Source organism: Photobacterium atrarenae, assembly GCF_024380015.1.
Classification (GTDB): Bacteria; Pseudomonadota; Gammaproteobacteria; order Enterobacterales; family Vibrionaceae; genus Photobacterium; species Photobacterium atrarenae.
Genome location: NZ_CP101508.1, coordinates 1,640,730 through 1,659,755, shown reverse-complemented (window position 1 = coordinate 1,659,755; position 19,026 = coordinate 1,640,730). Strand labels below are relative to the sequence as shown.

The 19,026-nt window shown below is 50.0% G+C and carries 18 protein-coding genes; 12 read left to right on the top strand and 6 right to left on the bottom strand.

Annotated features, from left to right (window positions below; genetic code table 11):
- Window positions 1-2 precede the first annotated feature (2 nt).
- Together NNL38_RS07890 and NNL38_RS07885 are read right to left on the bottom strand one after the other, a co-directional pair.
- Entirely contained in the window at window positions 3-1,181 is a 1,179-nt protein-coding gene (locus NNL38_RS07890) for an FIST signal transduction protein (RefSeq protein ID WP_255390462.1), read from the bottom strand.
- A gap of 165 nt (window positions 1,182-1,346) precedes the next feature.
- Window positions 1,347-1,790, bottom strand: coding sequence for a hypothetical protein (locus NNL38_RS07885; RefSeq protein ID WP_255390461.1), 444 nt, complete (start codon window positions 1,788-1,790; stop codon window positions 1,347-1,349).
- A gap of 276 nt (window positions 1,791-2,066) precedes the next feature.
- On the opposite strand from NNL38_RS07885, the gene ccoN reads away from it, so the two are divergent.
- The 10 genes from ccoN to uspE all read left to right on the top strand — a co-directional run bounded on the left by ccoN (window position 2,067) and on the right by uspE (window position 11,160).
- Window positions 2,067-3,494, top strand: a complete 1,428-nt coding sequence (gene ccoN, locus NNL38_RS07880) for a cytochrome-c oxidase, cbb3-type subunit I (RefSeq protein WP_255390460.1) — start codon at window positions 2,067-2,069, stop codon at window positions 3,492-3,494.
- An 11-nt stretch (window positions 3,495-3,505) separates the two neighbouring features.
- The gene (gene ccoO / locus NNL38_RS07875) at window positions 3,506-4,117 is read left to right on the top strand and encodes a cytochrome-c oxidase, cbb3-type subunit II (protein WP_255390459.1); all 612 of its coding nucleotides are present in this window, start codon (window positions 3,506-3,508) and stop codon (window positions 4,115-4,117) included.
- Between the two features lie 10 nt (window positions 4,118-4,127).
- The gene (locus NNL38_RS07870) at window positions 4,128-4,301 is read left to right on the top strand and encodes a cbb3-type cytochrome oxidase subunit 3 (protein ID WP_255390458.1); all 174 of its coding nucleotides are present in this window, start codon (window positions 4,128-4,130) and stop codon (window positions 4,299-4,301) included.
- A gap of 5 nt (window positions 4,302-4,306) precedes the next feature.
- A complete protein-coding gene (gene ccoP, locus NNL38_RS07865; RefSeq protein WP_255390457.1) occupies window positions 4,307-5,287 on the top strand; it encodes a cytochrome-c oxidase, cbb3-type subunit III in 981 nt (326 codons plus the stop codon).
- A gap of 122 nt (window positions 5,288-5,409) precedes the next feature.
- Window positions 5,410-5,901 carry a FixH family protein gene (locus tag NNL38_RS07860; protein ID WP_255390456.1) on the top strand — a complete coding sequence of 164 codons (492 nt, stop codon included), beginning with the start codon at window positions 5,410-5,412 and terminating at the stop codon, window positions 5,899-5,901.
- Window positions 5,898-8,291 (top strand): heavy metal translocating P-type ATPase, encoded by a 2,394-nt coding sequence (locus NNL38_RS07855; RefSeq protein ID WP_255390455.1) that lies wholly within the window; start codon window positions 5,898-5,900, stop codon window positions 8,289-8,291. The genes NNL38_RS07860 and NNL38_RS07855 overlap by 4 nt, the downstream gene beginning before the upstream one ends.
- Entirely contained in the window at window positions 8,284-8,463 is a 180-nt protein-coding gene (ccoS, locus tag NNL38_RS07850; RefSeq protein ID WP_369414606.1) for a cbb3-type cytochrome oxidase assembly protein CcoS, read from the top strand. Before NNL38_RS07855 ends, ccoS begins: the two co-directional genes overlap by 8 nt.
- Window positions 8,464-8,468: 5 nt before the next feature.
- On the top strand, window positions 8,469-9,158 hold the full coding sequence (locus NNL38_RS07845; RefSeq protein ID WP_255390454.1) for a sulfite exporter TauE/SafE family protein: 690 nt from the start codon (window positions 8,469-8,471) through the stop codon (window positions 9,156-9,158).
- A 75-nt stretch (window positions 9,159-9,233) separates the two neighbouring features.
- Window positions 9,234-9,983, top strand: a complete 750-nt coding sequence (fnr, locus tag NNL38_RS07840) for a fumarate/nitrate reduction transcriptional regulator Fnr (RefSeq protein ID WP_255390453.1) — start codon at window positions 9,234-9,236, stop codon at window positions 9,981-9,983.
- A gap of 220 nt (window positions 9,984-10,203) precedes the next feature.
- Window positions 10,204-11,160, top strand: coding sequence for a universal stress protein UspE (gene uspE, locus NNL38_RS07835; RefSeq protein WP_255390452.1), 957 nt, complete (start codon window positions 10,204-10,206; stop codon window positions 11,158-11,160).
- A 71-nt stretch (window positions 11,161-11,231) separates the two neighbouring features.
- Here the strand turns inward: uspE and NNL38_RS07830 are convergent, their stop codons facing one another.
- Window positions 11,232-11,858: a DJ-1/PfpI family protein gene (locus tag NNL38_RS07830; protein WP_255390451.1), complete on the bottom strand. Its 627-nt coding sequence runs from the start codon at window positions 11,856-11,858 to the stop codon at window positions 11,232-11,234.
- A gap of 411 nt (window positions 11,859-12,269) precedes the next feature.
- Complete coding sequence (ttcA, locus tag NNL38_RS07825; RefSeq protein ID WP_255390450.1) at window positions 12,270-13,163, bottom strand: tRNA 2-thiocytidine(32) synthetase TtcA; 894 nt, start codon at window positions 13,161-13,163, stop codon at window positions 12,270-12,272.
- Window positions 13,164-13,428: 265 nt separating this feature from the next.
- On the opposite strand from ttcA, the gene NNL38_RS07820 reads away from it, so the two are divergent.
- A complete protein-coding gene (locus NNL38_RS07820; protein WP_255390449.1) occupies window positions 13,429-14,400 on the top strand; it encodes an AraC family transcriptional regulator in 972 nt (323 codons plus the stop codon).
- A gap of 14 nt (window positions 14,401-14,414) precedes the next feature.
- On the opposite strand, the gene NNL38_RS07815 is transcribed toward NNL38_RS07820, so the two are convergent.
- Together NNL38_RS07815 and NNL38_RS07810 are read right to left on the bottom strand one after the other, a co-directional pair.
- The gene (locus NNL38_RS07815) at window positions 14,415-15,536 is read right to left on the bottom strand and encodes an MFS transporter (RefSeq protein ID WP_255390448.1); all 1,122 of its coding nucleotides are present in this window, start codon (window positions 15,534-15,536) and stop codon (window positions 14,415-14,417) included.
- A 286-nt stretch (window positions 15,537-15,822) separates the two neighbouring features.
- The gene (locus NNL38_RS07810; RefSeq protein WP_500797080.1) at window positions 15,823-16,974 is read right to left on the bottom strand and encodes a serine hydrolase; all 1,152 of its coding nucleotides are present in this window, start codon (window positions 16,972-16,974) and stop codon (window positions 15,823-15,825) included.
- Between the two features lie 542 nt (window positions 16,975-17,516).
- Here NNL38_RS07810 and NNL38_RS07805 point away from each other — a divergent pair.
- Complete coding sequence (locus NNL38_RS07805; RefSeq protein ID WP_255390446.1) at window positions 17,517-19,004, top strand: carboxypeptidase M32; 1,488 nt, start codon at window positions 17,517-17,519, stop codon at window positions 19,002-19,004.
- The last annotated feature ends 22 nt before the right edge of the window (window positions 19,005-19,026 follow it).

Genomic DNA, 19,026 nt, shown 5'->3' with positions numbered 1-19,026 from the left:
CATTAATCCCTGTGAAATAGAACTGCTGAAATCATCAAGTTTCCGTGCGCATTTTCGCCACCGACAAACTGCCCCTGCTCACCAAATGTAAACGGACTGACAAATGGCGCGTGATGCATGGCATTGTTCACGTGGTGGGCAACTTCATCCATTCGGTGCTGTACCCGCCGCATGCAGCCGGCACAGTAAATGGTGATCCCGCCGATGGGATCAATTTTTTGATTTGCGCGGTGAAGATCAAGCGCTGCATCTACCACTCGTCCTGCTCGGGTGATCAGCCGCTCTTCAGTACCTTTCATAAAGTAGAGCTTTTCCCCTTCTTCGACGGTGGCGAACAGCTCAATCCCCCCTCTAGGGGTCACTTGTAACGGATGAGATAATTTGAAGTAAGGCAGATCATGAACCTGGCCGGCAATTCTTCCTAAGGGATTTAAGCTACTTGCGGAGATAATGCTGTTTTCATCCGAAAATTTTTCACCCATCCAGGCTTGGTAGGTCTCAATCGCCGGCCGGTGATTCAGTTCAACAAGTTCACGACCTTCGGTTTTGGTAGCAACCGCATGCAGGCCGGTACTGGCATAGCCGGAATGGAAGGAGTAACTGACGTTACAGGAGGGGTACATCACGCATAAACCGACACCTTCCCGGCTGCGTTGCTCATGCGTAAATAGTTTCCAGTGCCCGAGCACGTGATCATCGGCGGCACTTCCCCCAATAATAGGAACAGGAATGCCGAGCTCATCTTCAATGCCCCGGATCACGTCTTCTTCATTCCCCGGACTAGCATGCAAGATGATTAGTGCAGGCAGCTCCCCTGGCCTCCCGCTATTGGCAATTGCCCGCAACAATGCCTGGCGAGCCATATCATAGGAAGATTGCCGGGTCGAAACAATCGCGCTGCCAAAAGCACCAAAATAATCACGCATCGCCCAAACTGCCAGACCATTTCCGCCAATGTAGCCTTCGTCGGTCATCACCCCCTGACAGGAAGTACAACCCAGGATCTGAGCACCCGGAAAAGCCTTGGTTAGCGCTTGTTGGATAATCACATCGTCATATTGCTCCGTTAAATAAACCAGCAACAATTTTGGATTGGCGATCTTCTCTTTTAATTTACAAATGATGTCAGAGACCGCTTCATTTGTATAAGGAATTGCAGAGTAACTGGTAGCGATGTCCATACTGTTCTTATCTTTTTTTGTCGTACTGACACAATCATAGTCACTAATCTCTTGTTAATCAGCAAATTGATATAATTATTAGAGATTAAGTAATACTTTGGCCTGAGAAGCCCTCTCAAAGTGAGAAAAATCACAGTTTTCAGCTTGGGTAAAAGTCAAAGTTGACTATTTTTTGACGATAAAATCGGCAATAACTTGGGTTTCTCCAGCTTGTATCGTCACAGCCCACTTCATGGTGTTATGCACGCATTCCGGCACCTGAAAACGTCCAACCCAACCGCTTTCTCCTTGCTCGAATACTACCGGAATCTTCCCCATAAACATCTCAACTCCGGCCACGGTCGCAACAGGCTTTACATTTGCGTTACGAACATGTATGAGAGTCTCGGTATTTGCTTTCACCGGAAAGGGCGAAAGTGATAACCCCAAAGAGTGATTGCCACGTTTCATCACGCAAGATTCTGCTGTGATTTGACACCGGTCAGGATGATCCTCTAATACCTTAGTGTTTTCGTAGGTTACTGTTCTCCATACAAATGCAGTCATCAGAACCGCCAGTAAGACTAAAATTTGAGCCAATCTGGCTCGTGTCAGTTTTTCTGCTGCCATTTTTATCGCGCTTCCCGTGTTACAGAGTTCAAAGTTTTCACATAAATGTTGCTTATCCGTAAAGCGAGTGTGGACTTGACCCTGTCAATCACTTTGTATCTCAAGTATTATGTGCACCGAAAATGCCACTTTTACAACAAAATAGCAATTTAAATACCGTGCCCTTTAAAAAGGCAACACGACGTCTGAATTGCCTTTTGGGTGGCATTGCGACAACTTGTTGTCCGCACAAGGAAAGAGAGTGTAGTTGAACAATTAAAATTGGAAGCATGCAACATGAGCCAAGTAAAGCAGCTTGAACAAAACTACAACTATACGGTCGTTCGTCAATTCACTTTAGCCACCATACTTTGGGGAATTGTCGGAATGGGCGTTGGTGTATTGATTGCCGCTCAACTGGTGTGGCCGGCGTTAAACTTCGACATACCTTGGTTGACATACAGCCGTCTGCGACCACTGCATACTAATGCGGTGATTTTCGCGTTCGGAACTAGTGCCCTGTTTGCTACGTCCTACTACGTAGTACAGCGTACATGTCAAACAAGACTATTCGGTGGAAAATTAGCGTCGTTCACCTTCTGGGGCTGGCAAGCCGTTATCCTGTCTGCAGCAATTACGCTGCCGCTGGGTATGACCTCGAGTAAGGAATACGCAGAGCTGGAATGGCCGATTGATATCGCCATTGCCGTGGTTTGGGTTTCCTACGCGATTGTCTTCTTCGGGACGATGATTAAACGAAAAACCTCGCACATTTATGTTGCGAACTGGTTCTTCGGTGCCTTCATCCTGACGGTTGCAGTTCTGCACATCGTCAACAGCATGGCAATCCCTGTTTCCCTGACTAAATCATATTCGATTTACTCTGGTGCAGTGGATGCAATGATTCAGTGGTGGTACGGGCACAACGCAGTAGGCTTCCTGCTGACTGCTGGTTTCCTGGGGATGATGTACTACTTTGTACCAAAGCAAGCTGGACGTCCGGTTTATTCTTACCGCCTTTCTATCGTCCACTTCTGGGCACTGATCTCACTGTATATCTGGGCCGGCCCTCACCACCTGCACTATACTGCGCTACCAGACTGGACTCAGTCTCTGGGCATGGTGATGTCTCTGATCCTGTTTGCTCCATCATGGGGCGGTATGATCAACGGTATCATGACGCTGTCTGGCGCATGGCACAAACTGCGTTATGACCCTGTTCTGCGCTTCCTGGTGGTGTCTCTGTCTTTCTACGGCATGTCCACCTTCGAAGGCCCGATGATGTCAATCAAGACTGTCAACGCCCTGTCCCACTATACGGACTGGACGATTGGTCACGTACACTCAGGTGCACTGGGTTGGGTTGCCATGGTTTCAATCGGTTCGGTATATCACCTGATCCCGAAACTGTTTGGTCAAGAGCGCATGTTCTCAATCAAACTGGTTAACGTCCACTTCTGGCTGGCGACCATCGGTACGGTTCTGTACATCGTTGCGATGTGGATCTCCGGTGTGATGCAAGGTCTGATGTGGCGTGCGGTCAACACTGACGGTACATTGACCTACAGCTTTGTTGAGTCTCTACAGGCTTCTTACCCATTCTACTTTGTTCGCTTCCTGGGTGGTGCTGTGTTCTTGTTCGGTATGGTTCTGATGGCCTACAACGCATACAAGACTATTGCCGCGCCGAAAGAAAGCCTGAAAGCAACTGAGCAGCCAGCATAAGGAGTTCGACAATGGCTAATAATCGTCATGAAATTGTAGAGAAAAATGTCGGCCTTCTTGCGATTCTGATCATCATCGCCATCAGTTTTGGTGCGCTGGTAGAAATCACGCCGCTTCTGTATCAGGATCAAACGACTGAGCCGGTAGAAAACCTGCGCCCTTATACGGCGTTGGAAATGGAAGGTCGTGATATTTACATCCGTGAAGGTTGTAACGTGTGTCACAGCCAGATGGTTCGTCCGTTCCGTTCTGAGACTGAGCGTTACGGTCACTACTCTGTCGCCGGTGAAAGTGTCTGGGAACACCCATTCCTGTGGGGTTCTAAGCGTACGGGGCCGGATTTGGCACGTGTTGGCGGCCGTTATTCAGACGACTGGCACCGTATTCACCTGATTAACCCACGCGCAGTTGTTCCTGAGTCAAACATGCCAGGGTTCCCTTGGCTGGAAGAAAACGTGCTTGACGGCAAGTTAACTTCTAAAAAGCTGGCTGTATTCAAGGAGAGCTTCGGTGTGCCTTACACTGAAGAGCAAATTGAAAAGGCTGGTGATGAAGTGAAAGGCAAGACTGAAATGGATGCACTGATTGCTTACCTTCAGTCTCTCGGTCACGCAATGAAGTAAGGAGGCCACAATGGATATTGGAACCATTCATAGCATTTGGACAGTGATACTGTTCGCAAGCTTTATTGGTATTGTCCTTTGGGCTTACAGTAAACGCCAAAAATCCCGCTTCGACGAAGCCGCTAACCTTGTGTTTGCAGATGAAGAGCAAGATTTGGCAACGCGTGAGAAAGACAGGAGCTAGGAAGCATGACTACATTCTGGAGTCTATGGATTACAATCATCACGCTCGGCACAATTTTGGGGATTGCCACCATTCTGTATTGGTGCATGAAGGACAAAATGGGTGTCGAAGAAGGTGAGGATATGGGTCACGAATACGATGGTATTCGTGAAATCAACAACCCACTGCCGAAGTGGTGGTCCTACATGTTCTGGGGCACCATCATCTTTGGCTTGGTTTACCTGGCGCTGTTCCCTGGCCTGGGTAACTTTAAAGGCTTTTTAGGCTGGCAAAGTTCGAACCAGACTGTGCGTAGCGTCGAAGAGTCAAAACTAGCGATCGCCAATGCACAGAAAGAGCAACGTTTGGATCAGTACGCACGCGAGCTGGATGACGCAAAAGCGACCTTCGGCGAAACGTTCAAAACACTGGCCTACGACGCATCTGGTAATGCACTGCGCCCAATCACTGAAATTGCCGGCGATTCTGACGCCATCAAGGTGGGTCAGCGTCTGTTCATTCAAAACTGTGCGCAATGTCATGGTTCTGATGCACGTGGTCAGCTAGGTTACCCGAATCTGACCGACGACGCCTGGCTATACGGTGGTGAAGCGGAAACGATCAAGACGACCATTATGCAAGGCCGTCACGGTGTCATGCCGGCCTGGATCGACACGCTGGGCGAAGACGGTGTTCGCGACGTCACAACGTATGTTCTGGGCTTGTCCGGTCGTAGCGTGAACGCTAAAGAGGCCGCAGCCGGTCAGCAACGCTTCGTTGTTTGTGCCGCATGTCATGGTACAGATGGTAAAGGTAACCCGGCCTTCGGTGCGCCTGACCTGACGGATCAAACCTGGCTATATGGTGGCTCTCGCCGTGCGGTTGAAGCGACGATCACACACGGTCGTCAAGGTGTGATGCCTGCATGGAAAGATGTTCTGGGTGAAGAGAAAGTTCAGCTGATCTCTGCCTACGTCTGGAGCCTGAGCAACGAAGCCAGCAAATAATCGGATGGTTTAAAAAATCAGTTACATATTATCTAATAAATTAGTAATTAAAACTGAGACTTAACACATAGCCCCTGTTACATTCAGGGGCTCTTTTCATCAAAGCGTCAAAGGTAATCACTATGCGTAAACCATGGTATAAGCATTTCTGGCCTTGGTTCGTTTTCTCCATTCCTGCCATTTCCATTATCTACAGCCTGACTGCTGTTTACATCTTTTCTCAAAACCAGGTCGATCTCGTCGCAGAAGATTATTACAAGAAAGGCAAAGCGATTAACCTTGACCTTTCCCGGTTACGCGTCGCCGACGCGCTAAAACTCAAAGCGTCTGTTCAAGTCGCTGAAACAGATGTGGTTGTAAACTTCACTAAAGGTGAGCTGAAAAGCTACCCCAACCTCCGGGTGACCTTCACACACCGGACTTTAGCCAACAAAGACTTTACCCAAATGGTCAGCGCCGATATGAAAGGCACTTATCGTTTCAACGCACCTGAAGCATTGCAAGGCCCTTGGTTTGTTGAGTTGGAACCATTTGATGGCGACTGGATGCTCCAAGGACGAGTGACCTTGCCTTCATCTGACCCAATCTCGCTGTACGGGCAGGACAAGGGATGAGCAAAGACTGTTACCACTGTGGTGACCCGGTCCCAGCGGGTTACCATCAGCAAGTAAACATCCTGGGTGAATTGCGCGATATGTGCTGTCCGGGCTGTGAAGCTGTTGCACAGACCATTGTCGACAGCGGCCTGACTTCCTATTACGAGTACCGCACGGCACCAGCTGAGAAGGCCGATCTGGTTCCTCAGCAGCTTCAGTCCCTGTTGCTGTATGATCATGAAGAAGTACAACAGGAGTTTGTCCGTAATGTTGAGCACAGCAAGGAAGTCTCCCTTTCGCTCGACGGCGTCTCCTGCGCTGCCTGTGCCTGGCTGATTGAAAAACAGCTCAACCGTGAGCCCGGCGTCCTTGCCATTCGTGTGAACACCACCACCCATCGCGCCCTGCTAACCTGGGATCCGGCGCAAGCCAAGTTGAGTCATTTACTCGGTATCATTCATCAACTCGGCTATAAAGCCGCGCCTTTCGAAGCTGACGCCCAAGAACAGCAATATCACCGCACCATGAAAGGCTACCTCTACCGTCTGGGGATAGCCGGAATTGCTACCATGCAGGTGATGATGCTAGCCGTGGCTTTGTATTTCGAAATATTTGGCGATCTGGATGCCGAATTCAAAAGTTACCTGCGCTGGGTCAGCCTGATCTTTGCTACTCCGGTACTGCTCTACTCTGCCCTGCCGTTTTACCTCAATGCCTGGCGTAATCTCAAAGCCCGGACGCTGGGGATGGATGTTCCGGTTTCAATCGCTCTTCTGTTTGCTTTCGTGGCCAGTCTGTACGCCACAGTGATGGAAAAAGGCGAAGTCTTTTTTGAATCCATCTCCATGTTTACCTTCTTTCTGCTGCTGGGCCGTTTCCTTGAAATGCGCGCCCGCCGTCAGGCTGCAGCGGCCAGTGCCAACCTATTGAAGCTGGTGCCAGCCATGGCAACCCTGGAAGACGGCAGCCAAGTGGCCGCTAAGACGCTGAAAGTCGGTAATGTGATCATGGTATTGCCGGGTGAAAACCTCCCGGCAGATGGCGAAATCCTGCAAGGGGAAAGCGCCATTGACGAATCCATGCTCACCGGTGAGCCGATGCCGGTCCCGCGTACAGTCGGAGAGCAGGTCTTTGCCGGGACCATTAACGGCGATGGTAACATTACCCTGAAAGTAACGCAGGATCGGCAAAACTCTTTAATCTCCAACATTGTACGTCTACAAGATGAGGCACAGTCTTCCAAGCCGAAAGTGGCCGAAATTGCCGATATTGTCGCCCGTTATTTCGTCGCTGCCATTTTAATTATCTCTGCCGGCACCTGGCTGTTCTGGGTACAGGAACGTCCGGAAGATGCTCTATGGATCACACTTTCCGTTCTGGTGGCCACCTGCCCTTGTGCGTTATCTCTGGCAACGCCAACCGCTCTGACGTGCTCAACATCCAGCTTAGGCCGGCTGGGAATCCTCCTGCGTCGCGGTCATGTACTCGAGACGCTTTGCAAAGTGAACCAGCTGGTGATCGACAAAACCGGGACGCTCACCGAAGGGAACATTCGCCTGGTCGACACCAAGTTACTGAGCAATCTCTCCCAGCAAGACGCGCTTGCTTATGCCGCGGAACTCGAACGGTTTGCCAACCACCCGATTGCCAAAGCATTTCGCGACTACCGCTCCGAGCACCTGAGCTTTGATAATGTTGAGAATGTCATCGGTTCAGGCCTGAAAGGCTTCACGGGTAATGACGAATGGCGTATCGGCCAGGCCACCTTTGCGCTGGAGCTGCATCCGGAAAAAGAACACCTGCTGATGCAGTGTGACAACCGCTTCCAGGTCTGGCTGACCTGCAATGCCCAACCGATTGCTGCATTTAAGCTTGATGACCCAATCCGTGAAGACAGCAAAGAGCTGGTTGAACAATTCCAGTCGGCGGGGATCAAAGTGACTATGTTAACCGGGGATCACTCAGCTAACGCCCAAGCCGTCGCCGACAAGCTTGCCGTTGACACCCTGGTTGCCGGGGCAACCCCGGAGGGAAAACTTGCTTACCTGCGTAGCCTGAATCAGGATCAGGTTGCCCTGATGATTGGTGACGGCGTGAACGATGCGCCAGTTTTGGCCGGCGCTCACCTTTCTGTCGCCATGGGCAGCGGGACAGATGTTGCCAAGTCCTCAGCAGATATGGTATTGCTGGGCGATAAGCTATCACGCATCTTGCGTGCTCGACAGCTTGCGTTGAAAACCCGGAAGATCATCCGGGAAAACCTGGCCTGGGCTTTGGGTTATAACCTGGTCATTTTACCACTGGCCGTCGCCGGTTTCGTCGCCCCATATATTGCGGTGGTAGGAATGTCAGCAAGCTCAATCATCGTTGTCTCTAACTCTTTAAGGTTGTTGAAAGAAAATGGCTAGTCTTTATCTGTTGATCCCCATCGCGATCATTTTCGTCTGTATCGCTGTCGGTATTTTTCTTTGGGCAGTGAAAAGTGAGCAGTTTGAAGATCTTGAGCGGCGTGGCTATGACATCCTCTTTGACGAGGCTGAAAATGAGCAAACGGGTAAACCTACACAGAAGCGCAATTAATCCTCATGGAAACTGTCATCTCCAGTGATTTTATCGCAGCCTTTGTGATTGGCCTGATGGGCGCCGGGCATTGTCTGGGCATGTGTGGTGGTGTCGCTGCTGCCCTCACGCTTGGAATACCCGGTCAGCACAACGGTCGACGTTGGCCCTACCTGGTTTGTTATAACGCTGGTCGGCTGATCTCTTATGCAATTGCCGGCGCCATCATCGGTAGCGCATTTGCCGGCATGGCCGCCCTCAGCGGTCATGCCACAGCATTGGTTTCTCTGCGTTTGCTGGCGGCGGTAATGATGATTTTGCTCGCGCTGTATATTGGTCAGTGGTGGCAGGCGATCACACACTTAGAAAGGCTCGGTCAACACCTGTGGCGGCTGATTTCACCTCAGGCAAAGTCCTTGTTACCGCTGAAGTCACCAGCCGCAGCGTTGCCTTTTGGCATACTCTGGGGCTGGCTACCTTGCGGGCTGGTCTATTCAACCTTAAGCTGGGCAGCAGTCTCCGGCAGTGCTGCCAGCGGTGCGGCCGTGATGCTGGCTTTTGGTCTCGGGACCTTACCGGCGATGATTGCTGTCGGCTCTTTAGCTCAGCAATTACAACAGGTTTTAAAGAACCTCTATTTCAAGCGAGCCAGTGCCTTGCTGCTCCTCATGTATGGGGTCCATACTGGTTATATCGCAATCAAACAAATTTTGTAGGGTTTTATATTTCTCGTCACATAGATTCATATTGTGTTAAAATATTGACCTACATCAAAACGGTTAGACAGGCTTATGATTTCGGACAAACTTCCAACCAAACGTGTCCAGTCCGGTGGATGCGCCATTCATTGCCAGGACTGTAGTATCAGCCAGTTATGTATTCCATTCACGCTGAACGAATCTGAGCTTGATCAGTTGGATCAGATCATCGAGCGTAAAAAGCCGATCCAGAAAGGACAAGAGCTTTTCAAAGCCGGTGATGAGCTAAAGTCGCTCTATGCGATCCGCTCTGGTACCATTAAGAGCTACACCATCACTGAACAGGGTGATGAGCAAATCACGGCATTCCACCTGGCCGGTGACCTGGTCGGCTTTGATGCCATCAATGAAATGATGCATCCGAGTTTTGCCCAGTCCCTGGAAACATCCATGGTTTGTGAAATTCCGTTCGAAATCCTCGATGACTTATCCGGTCGCATGCCGAAACTGCGCAAGCAGATTATGCGTCTGATGAGTAACGAGATTAAAGGCGATCAGGAAATGATCCTGTTGCTGTCGAAGAAGAATGCTGAAGAGCGTCTGGCGGCGTTCCTGTATAACCTTTCTCTGCGTTTTTCTCAGCGAGGTTTTTCACCCCGTGAATTCCGCCTGACCATGACGCGTGGCGACATCGGTAACTATCTGGGTCTGACCGTTGAGACCATTAGTCGCCTACTGGGTCGCTTCCAGAAATCCGGCATGTTGGGTGTAAAAGGCAAATACATCACCATTTTGGATCACGATGAGCTGTCTCGTCTGGCAGGCGTCGGCAGCATCGACTGATAAGCTGATTTCCGGTTGAATAAGAAAGTGATACGAGCATGCGTCGTATCACTTTTTTTCTTTTCTAAGCTCCCCATAACCGCTGCGATACGTTACAGTTAATTGAGCCAATCTGATTTATCTATTTGCTTTCAAGGGTATTCAGGGCAACTAGATAGTATTCCTAGACAGGGATCTGAGACTGGTATTGATGCCAACACGGTTGTGTAAGGGGGCAATAATGACCAAGTACAGTAATATTCTTGTGGTGGCCGATCCGGAGCAGGATCACCAACCCGCCTTATCTCGTGCTGTTGACCTTGCGAAATGCTCGCAGGATGTCACCATCACCTTGTTTCTTGCCATCTATGACTTTTCATACGAAATGACCTCGATGTTGTCTGCCGATGAGCGCCAGGCAATGCGCCGTGGCGTGGTGATGCAGCGGGAAGAGTGGTTAAAAGACATTATCCAGCCCTACCTTGATGAAGGCTTTCACATTGAGCTGAGCGTAGTTTGGCACAATCGACCTTATGAGGCCATTATTGCGGAAGTGTTCAGTAAAGAGCACGACTTACTGATTAAGGCAACACACGATCACGATAAAATAGGTTCGGTGATTTTTACCCCGACCGACTGGCACTTACTTCGCAAATGCCCCTGCCCTGTATTGATGGTGAAAGAGCATAGCTGGCCGGAAAACGGTAAAATTATTGCCAGTGTAAACCTGGCCGCTGACAGTGAAACCCACGATAAACTCAATGATGCCATCGTAACGGAAGCGCTCTCAATGGCTGAAACCGTCGGTGCGGAAGTCCATTTGGTGAACGCCTATCCGTCAACGCCGGTCAATATCACCATCGAGTTACCTGAATTTGATCCCGCATCCTATTCAGATGCCGTCCGGGGCCATCATCTGACCTCGATGAAAGCCCTGCGCCATAAGCATGGTTTACCGGAAGAGCAGACCCATGTGGTTGAAGGCTTACCTGAAGATGTGATCCCCAATGTAGCGAAAGAGTTAGATGCCGAACTGGTGATCCTCGGCACCACAGGCCGCACCGGTTTGTCTGCCGTATTTATCGGAAATACCGCCGAGCATACCATCGACCGCTTGAATTGTGACTTGCTGGCCCTGAAGCCGGAAGGCTATGTCAGCCCGCTCAGCCCGCATCCGGAACAAGATAAAATATCTTAAACATTGAACACAAGCAGCCTCCATTTGGAGGCTGTTTTACGATTTGGCAAGTCTGTGCTTTCAGAGCGACTTTAAATCTCAATCCGGCGTTCGTTGCTGTCCGGGAAGGGATATTCCATATGTTTTGCTGTCGCCCGGGCAACTGGCTCGCCACAGTATCGCGATACAACCGTCAGCGCCATATCAATTCCTGCCGAAATACCGGCTGAGGTCAGCAGTTTGCCGTCTTCGACCACATGCTGGGTTTTCAACACGGTTGTTTGCGGAAACAATTCCTGCATCCAATCTAGTGATCGCCAGTGGGTCGTGACCTGTTTGCCCTCAAGCAGTCCGGCCTGCCCCAAAACCAAGGCTCCGGTACACACTGAAGTCAGCAGCTCCAGCGTCGGTGTAGTGTTCTGAAGCCAACCGAGCAGCTTTGGGTTATCCAGCAATGGCCGGGTTCCCCAACCTCCTGGGACAACCAGGATATCCAGTTGTGGGCAATCTTCCAGGCTGTAATCCGGTAGCACTCGCATCCCGCCACTCGTCACAATGGGAGCTTGATGCTCTGCAATCAAAATTACTTCGAACGGTGACTGTGATTCGCGTCGATTTTCCTCCACCAGCCGCGTAGTCGAAAAGACTTCATAAGGCCCGCAATAATCGAGTACCTCCACATCATCAAAAATCAGTATTCCAACTTTTTTCCTTTCCATCCTGTTCTCCTTAATACCAATCACAGTGAGTAAGTGATCAAAGTTTGCGCCGGAAAAATGCTTCAGAAAAAGGCAGAATTTTTCGATAAGTAGTTATTCTACAATCAAAAATTCTAACGCAGTTTTCGAGTATTTTAACAAGCTAGGATGACCAGATATTTACTACGATTGGTAAAACATTGTGCTGATCCGTGAATCACGGGTTGTAGGGGAATGGGTTCACCTGAAAGGTTATACAATACCAAACCTGAGTAAATAGCAACCCAGTTGCACAATAAAGTGGTTCAGATGGAGAAAGACGTCGGCTAAGGAGAAGAGAGCGTAAAGATAGCGGCGCGCCTATCAACAATTGCAGCGCCGCCATAGAGACGGGCTATCAGGAAGGCAGGACAGCCTTCCCGAGCAGCTAAATTACAGGTTGGTCACATCAATGAACATGGATTCGTCGATATTGGTTGAAGAGACCACCGCTTCGTTAAACGCGTATTCTTCCCGCTCTCCCTCACGCTCCAGCGGAAGATTGACAAAATCGAATAACGTTTTGTCCGCCAGCTGGCTCGGGCTGACATTTTGAATCGATTTGAAGATACTCTCGACACGACCCGGCGTTTTCTTATCCCACTCAACAAGCATGGCTTTAATCGCCTGGCGTTGCAGGTTCTCTTGGGAGCCGCACAGATTACAAGGGATAATCGGAAACGCTTTATGCTCGGCATATTTGATCAGATCTGTTTCGCGGCAGTACGTCAGTGGGCGAATCACCACGTTTCGACCATCATCAGAGCGCAGTTTTGGCGGCATCGCTTTCATTCGCGAGCCGTGGAACATATTCAAAAACAGCGTTTCAACAATATCATCCAGGTGGTGACCCAGCGCAATTTTGGTCGCCCCGATCTTTTCGGCAAAAGAATACAGGGTGCCGCGACGCAGTCGTGAACACAGGCCGCAAGTCGTTTTCCCTTCCGGCACTTTCTCTTTCACCACCGAGTAAGTATCTTTATCAACGATGTAGTACGGAATATCCAGGCTCTCAAAGTACTCTGGCAAAATGTGCTCAGGGAAGCCCGGCTGTTTCTGATCCAGGTTGACCGCAACAACATCAAACTTAATCGGCGCTGCTTTTTGCAGATTCAATAGGATATCTAACATCGCAAATGAATCTTTACCGCCACTGATACAGGCCATGACCACATCATTTTCTTCAATCATGTTGTAGTCAATGATGGCATTGCCAACATTTCTCCGCAGGCGTTTCTGCAGCTTGTTGAATTCAAGTGTATCTTTTCTTGTATCTTTCTGATTCATTGCGACTTCTCACACTGTCGATTGGGTCGACTGTAGATTTCCTGACTGGATTCTAGATAGGGCGTGGATTATACGGACTTTTCTTGAAGGTTGAAATATTAAAGGTACCGGCGTTACCACTCTGCCCGTCCAGGATCCATGAAAAACGCCTCAATCCACCGATCTTCGCAGCTACCATACCTAAGAATTGAATAGAAGTGTCCGTTTATATATAGTCTTAAGTGAGAATAAATATCACTTAATGTAACTAGACGGGTGGTTACAGATGGAACAAACCTTCAGGGCGAACCAGCCGGACACCAAGAACCCTGTCGCGGTGAAGCAGATAACGCCGCAATTGCATGCCTCTGGCGGCGCAGACTCGATGTGTTGGTATAATCTGCAATTTCCTGACCTAAAAGGGAGAAATCATTTTCAGTGTTTTCAACTTGCTGAAAATATCTGCTTTACTAAAAGCACGTACCAAAGTGATGTCCCGCTGCTGTCCGAAATTGACTACCCAACTGAGACAACTCTCCTGGTGTTTGGCCTGATGGGAGAAAGCCGCCTGGGTTTTTGTAAAGACGCATTGAATACAATTAAAGCAGGTGAGATTTGGTTATTTAACGTGAAAGGCAGCGCCCTATATCGCTATACCAGTGCCAACACCTGCCATGAGATGGCTGTGCTGAAAATACCAACAGACCGACTTCAACGTACTTTTTCTGAGCAAGACCGTTCATTAAACCCCATCTTCACCATGGAGTATGCGAAAGTCGCCATACAACAGGATAACGCGCGCTGGATTGCCCCACTGCTCAACAACCCCCTGCTACATCCGTTTGATCGCATGAAAGCCGAAGGAAGAGCCCTGGCGCTGATTGCTCATTGGCTGATTCCCCTCGCTCAACCCTTCCACCCTGACAATGCACCGATTTCAAAAAGGGATCCTATTGAGCGTGCCCGGAAGATTTTAATCTCCGAAATGACCAACCCGCCGACGCTTGATGATCTTGCCCGGAAGGTTGGAATGAGCCATACCCGGCTAAACAGAAGTTTCAAAAAAACATATGGTAAAACTGTATTTAGCTGGCTCAGAAGCTATCGGATAGCATTAGCCAAATCGTACTTGCGAGATCATGCGCACAGTATAACGGAGATTGCCCATTTATGCGGCTTTAGCAGTGCCAGCCATTTCACTCAGGCATTCAGGCAACAGGAAGGCTTGACGCCCATCGACTACCGCTCACAACATTGACAACAGGCTCCCTGTCAGTGACGCAGGGTCGCGATCCGCAAACTCACGGCTGACCAACAACAAATCACCATGCAAAGCAGCAACAACCCAATCCCTGCGTGAAAGTATTCAGTCAGACTTGCTGCCGTCTGGAATAATAGAGACCCACTGGCCAGGCCGCCAAAAAATGCCGCGGAAACACGCCCTGAAGCAGTGGGGATTTCACCAAAAACCGGATATTGAATCACCATCGCCATCGCGACAGCATTCGTAGCAACCAAAGTGCTGCCGATACCAACGACACCGACATAAATCAGCCATTGCCACGCTTGTGTCGCACTAAACGCGCACAGCAGCGACAATCCGGCGACAGGGTACAATATCAGCAGCAGATCGGACTCATGCCGAAGCCGGCTTGCCAGCGGGGTCAGTACCAAGCGAGACACAATTCCCACCCCGCCAAACAGAGTGATCAGAAATGCAGCTTGTTGCGTGCTCATTCCAATCTGGGCCGCAACCATCGGAATTTGAGTGATAAATGCAGCCAAGGTAACGCCAACGCCTGCCTGCATCACCAGCAAATATACCAGAACCAGCTTGTCCCCCTGACCCCGTGCAGAAATGCGTATCACGGGAACTCTGGCTTGCCAGTGCTTCCCGGCCACTAAGCCTGCCATCCCGAAACAAAGTGGAATCATCAACGCAAACGCGGATCGCCATCCCCATTCAGTAGCTGCCAGAGACAGCACAGACCCTGCTGCCAGGGCTGCTAACTGAACGCCGGACTGCTTGACCCCGACCATCAACGCTTTCCGGGAGGGCGGGACCTGAGACGCAATTGCTTGATTCGTAACCGGGTTGGCAAGGGCTTGGGCGATCCCGCAAACAGCGATCGCCAAGGCCATGCCCAGCCAGTGCTCAACCCAAATTAATACCGTGAACGACAGTCCGGTCAGAAGAAATAAAGACACTGCAGCCTGGCGAACACCCCAATGCTTGACCCAACGTCCTGCATACATGGAAAGCACGGCGGCCACGCCAAAGGCAGCCAAGGTAAATATACCGAGTATGTGTGGATTGATGTGGGCTTCTTCCAGCATCAGCGGCGCAAGTGCGCCCGTGGCGTACAAAACAAGCATCGGCAGTGCCATCGCCATGAGCAGGATCAGAAGCAGCGCCTTATCCGTTTTCTGCTCAGTAACAGAGCTGTGTTGATTGAATGATGGATCACGCAATTGACTCACTTTAATTCTCCCATTCCCAGTCCAACTTTTACGTCTGTATTCTCAACAGACAACCCATTTGTTCCGGATATTATTGAAGAAGAAGGGATACCATAAATATCAAACGGCGAGCGACTTTCTATCAAAGCGCGAACAGAACTCCGCAAAACAAAAACGCTCCCGGTGAGGAGCGTTTTGCCACTTCTTACTTTGTTATCTTTCAGCTAAATAGCTCAAGAAAGAACAGATAAATCGTATCCCAGAGCCGGCTGAAGAAACCGCCTTCTTCAACACTTTGCAACGCCACCAATGGCGCTTCTGAAATCGTTTCTTCATCAACCTGATAGAGTATCTTCCCGACCACATCGCCTTCCTGTACCGGCGCCATCAAGGTACCGTCCAGTTCCACGCTTGCCGTGAGTTTATCTTTATCATTGCGTGACAAGGTCACGTATGTATTGGATGCAGCGCCCAGCGCGATAGAGGATGTCTCCCCCTTCCAGATACGCTCTTCCAGTACCGTCTCACCCTGCTTATGAGGGGATACCGTTTCAAAGAACCGGAATCCATAATTGAGCAGTTGTTTGCTTTCAGCTTCACGGGCTTTGGTACTCTTGGTTCCCATCACAACCGCAATCAGCCGCATGTTCCCTTCCGTTGCAGAACTCGCCAGGCTATAGCCCGCCCCGCTGGTGTAGCCGGTTTTCATCCCGTCAACGTTCATGCTGCGATCGCCCAGCAAACCATTGCGGTTACGTTGGGTGATCTTGTTGTAGGTAAAAGAGCGCTCGCTGTAGAGACGATAGATATCCGGTAGATCCCGGATCAACGCCTGGCCGAGCAGTGCAATATCATACGGCGTGGAATAAAGCGCATCGCTGTCCAGTCCGTGCGGGTTCGAGAATGAGCTGTTGTTCATCCCCAACTTCTTGGCCCAGGAGTTCATCAGGCTGACAAATGCCCCTTCCGAACCGGCCACATGCTCAGCGATCGCCACGCTGGCGTCATTGCCGGACTGAATAATCAACCCACGATAAAGATCCATCATGGCCACTTCTGTATTCACCTCGATAAACATTTTCGAGGAATCCGGGAAGTTTTTTGCCCAAGCGTTGCGGCTAATCACAACCTTGTCATCCTTACTGATATTGCCGCTTTTCATCTCCTGCCCGGCAACATAGCTGGTCATCAGCTTGGTCAGGCTGGCTGGGTTCAGTTGATCGTGGGCATTTTTTTCAGCCAACACCTGCCCCGTATGATAATCCATCAAAACATAGCCTTTTGCGCCAAGGCTCGGTGGATCGGGAATAATCGTTGGCGCCGCCACAGATGCAGTTGAAAAAATACCAGAGAGTAACGCAGTGCCGATCATGGCTGCGCGAAATCGAATTGTCCTTTGCATGGTAATATCGCCAGTCCTCTTTCCTGTTCGGGCCAGTATATCGAAGTGCCGGGGGGATGCTTGCGGCCTTTTACCAAGGTTTACCAATTGTCATATACCCTTACAAACCATCCCAAGCCACATATTGCATGAGCAACAAATAACATACTAACGCTTTATTTTCAGCCACTTCTCGCACTTAGTCGAGCGAGGTGGCAGTTTTGGTTGATGGCGTAGCACATCAAACTCAGTAGGGGGTATGCTTTTATGCTGCATTATTGTCCTATAGCCATAGAAATGACTTTATTACCTGAAGATGAAGTTCAGATGACAACTGAACTTCACAGTCAATAAAAACATCTACAGTACAGTAACTTACAACAAACACCCTTTGCTTTTGAGTTCCAATTTTGCAAAAAATTCTTATTTTTTTGCTGTTTACCATTTTTTAACGAATCAAAAACTTTTATGCTTAATCGTAAAACTTGGCAGGAGATTCATCTACCAAGTAGTAGTCAACATAAGGATAGGTAATGACTTTCTACAGCAAATTAGAGCAGCACTATCAGAAGCTCTCTCGCCTCGCGCACCTCAACGCTATTTGCGGCTGGGACCAAGCCGCCATGATGCCGGAAGGTGGTAACCAGGCCCGCTCTGAAGCAATGGCAGAGTTGGCCGTCATGCATCACGAACAGGCAACCGCGCCGGAACTTGCTGACTGGTTCGCTCAGGCAGAAAGGGAAACCCTGACTGCAGAGCAAGTCACCAGTCTAAAAGAAATGAAGCGCTCATGGCAGATCAACAACTTGCTGCCAACCGATTTGGTTGAAGAGAAATCCCTCGCAGGTTCAAAATGTGAACACGCCTGGCGCAGCCAGCGAGCCGCCAATAGCTGGCATGAATTCAGCTTGAATCTGAAAAAAGTGGTTGAACTGGCTCGCCGTGAAGCACAGATCCGCGCCGAAGCGACCGGCCTCAGCCGTTATGACGCGCTACTGGATTTATATGAGCCCGGCATGACCACTGCCGAACTGGATAAGCTGTTCAGCGAAGTGAAAAGCTGGCTGCCGAGCCTGATCCATCAGGTCCGCGAAAAGCAAGGCACAGAGAAAGTGTCTACGCCGGCGGGCCCATTTCCAATTGAGCAACAAAAATCCCTCAGTGTAGATGTGATGTCCAAGCTCGGGTTTGATTTTCACCATGGCCGACTGGATGTCAGTGTCCACCCGTTCTGTGGCGGCGTACCGACCGATGTGCGCATCACCACCCGCTACGACGAAAATGATTTTACCTCAGCGCTAATGGGCGTGGTTCATGAAACCGGCCATGCGCGCTATGAGCAGGGTTTGCCGGCCAAATGGCGCGGCCTGCCGATTGGTGAAGCCCGCTCAATGGGAATTCACGAGTCGCAAAGCCTGTTCTTTGAGATGCAGCTCGCCCGCAGTGAGCCGTTTATGGAAATCCTGGCGCCCCTGGCGGCAGAAGCATTCGACCGAAGTAATGACTCAGCGCTCTCCAGCGCCAACCTGACATTACTCAACACCCGCGTCAAACCAGGCTTTATCCGTGTTGATGCTGATGAAGTCACCTATCCGGCACACGTGATCCTGCGCTACGAGATTGAGCGCGACTTGATTGAAGGTCATATTGAGGTGGCAGATATCCCGGAGCTGTGGGATAAGAAAATGACCGAGTACCTTGGCCTGTCGACCAAAGGGAATTACACCGACGGCTGTATGCAGGATATCCACTGGACCGACGGCAGCTTTGGTTACTTCCCGTCTTATACCCTGGGTGCCATGTATGCAGCTCAGTTTATGGCCGCCATACGCAAAGAGATGAACGTCGACAACCTGATCCGCGAGCGCAACCTGCAGCCAATTTTCAACTGGCTGGATAAGCATATCTGGAAGAAGGCCTCCTCAGTCTCGACCGACAAACTGCTGATTGAAGCCACCGGCGAGCGCCTGAATGCGGAGCATTTCAGAAATCACTTGGTTGAACGCTATCTGAAATCGTAACTCACCATCGGTGTGGCAATGA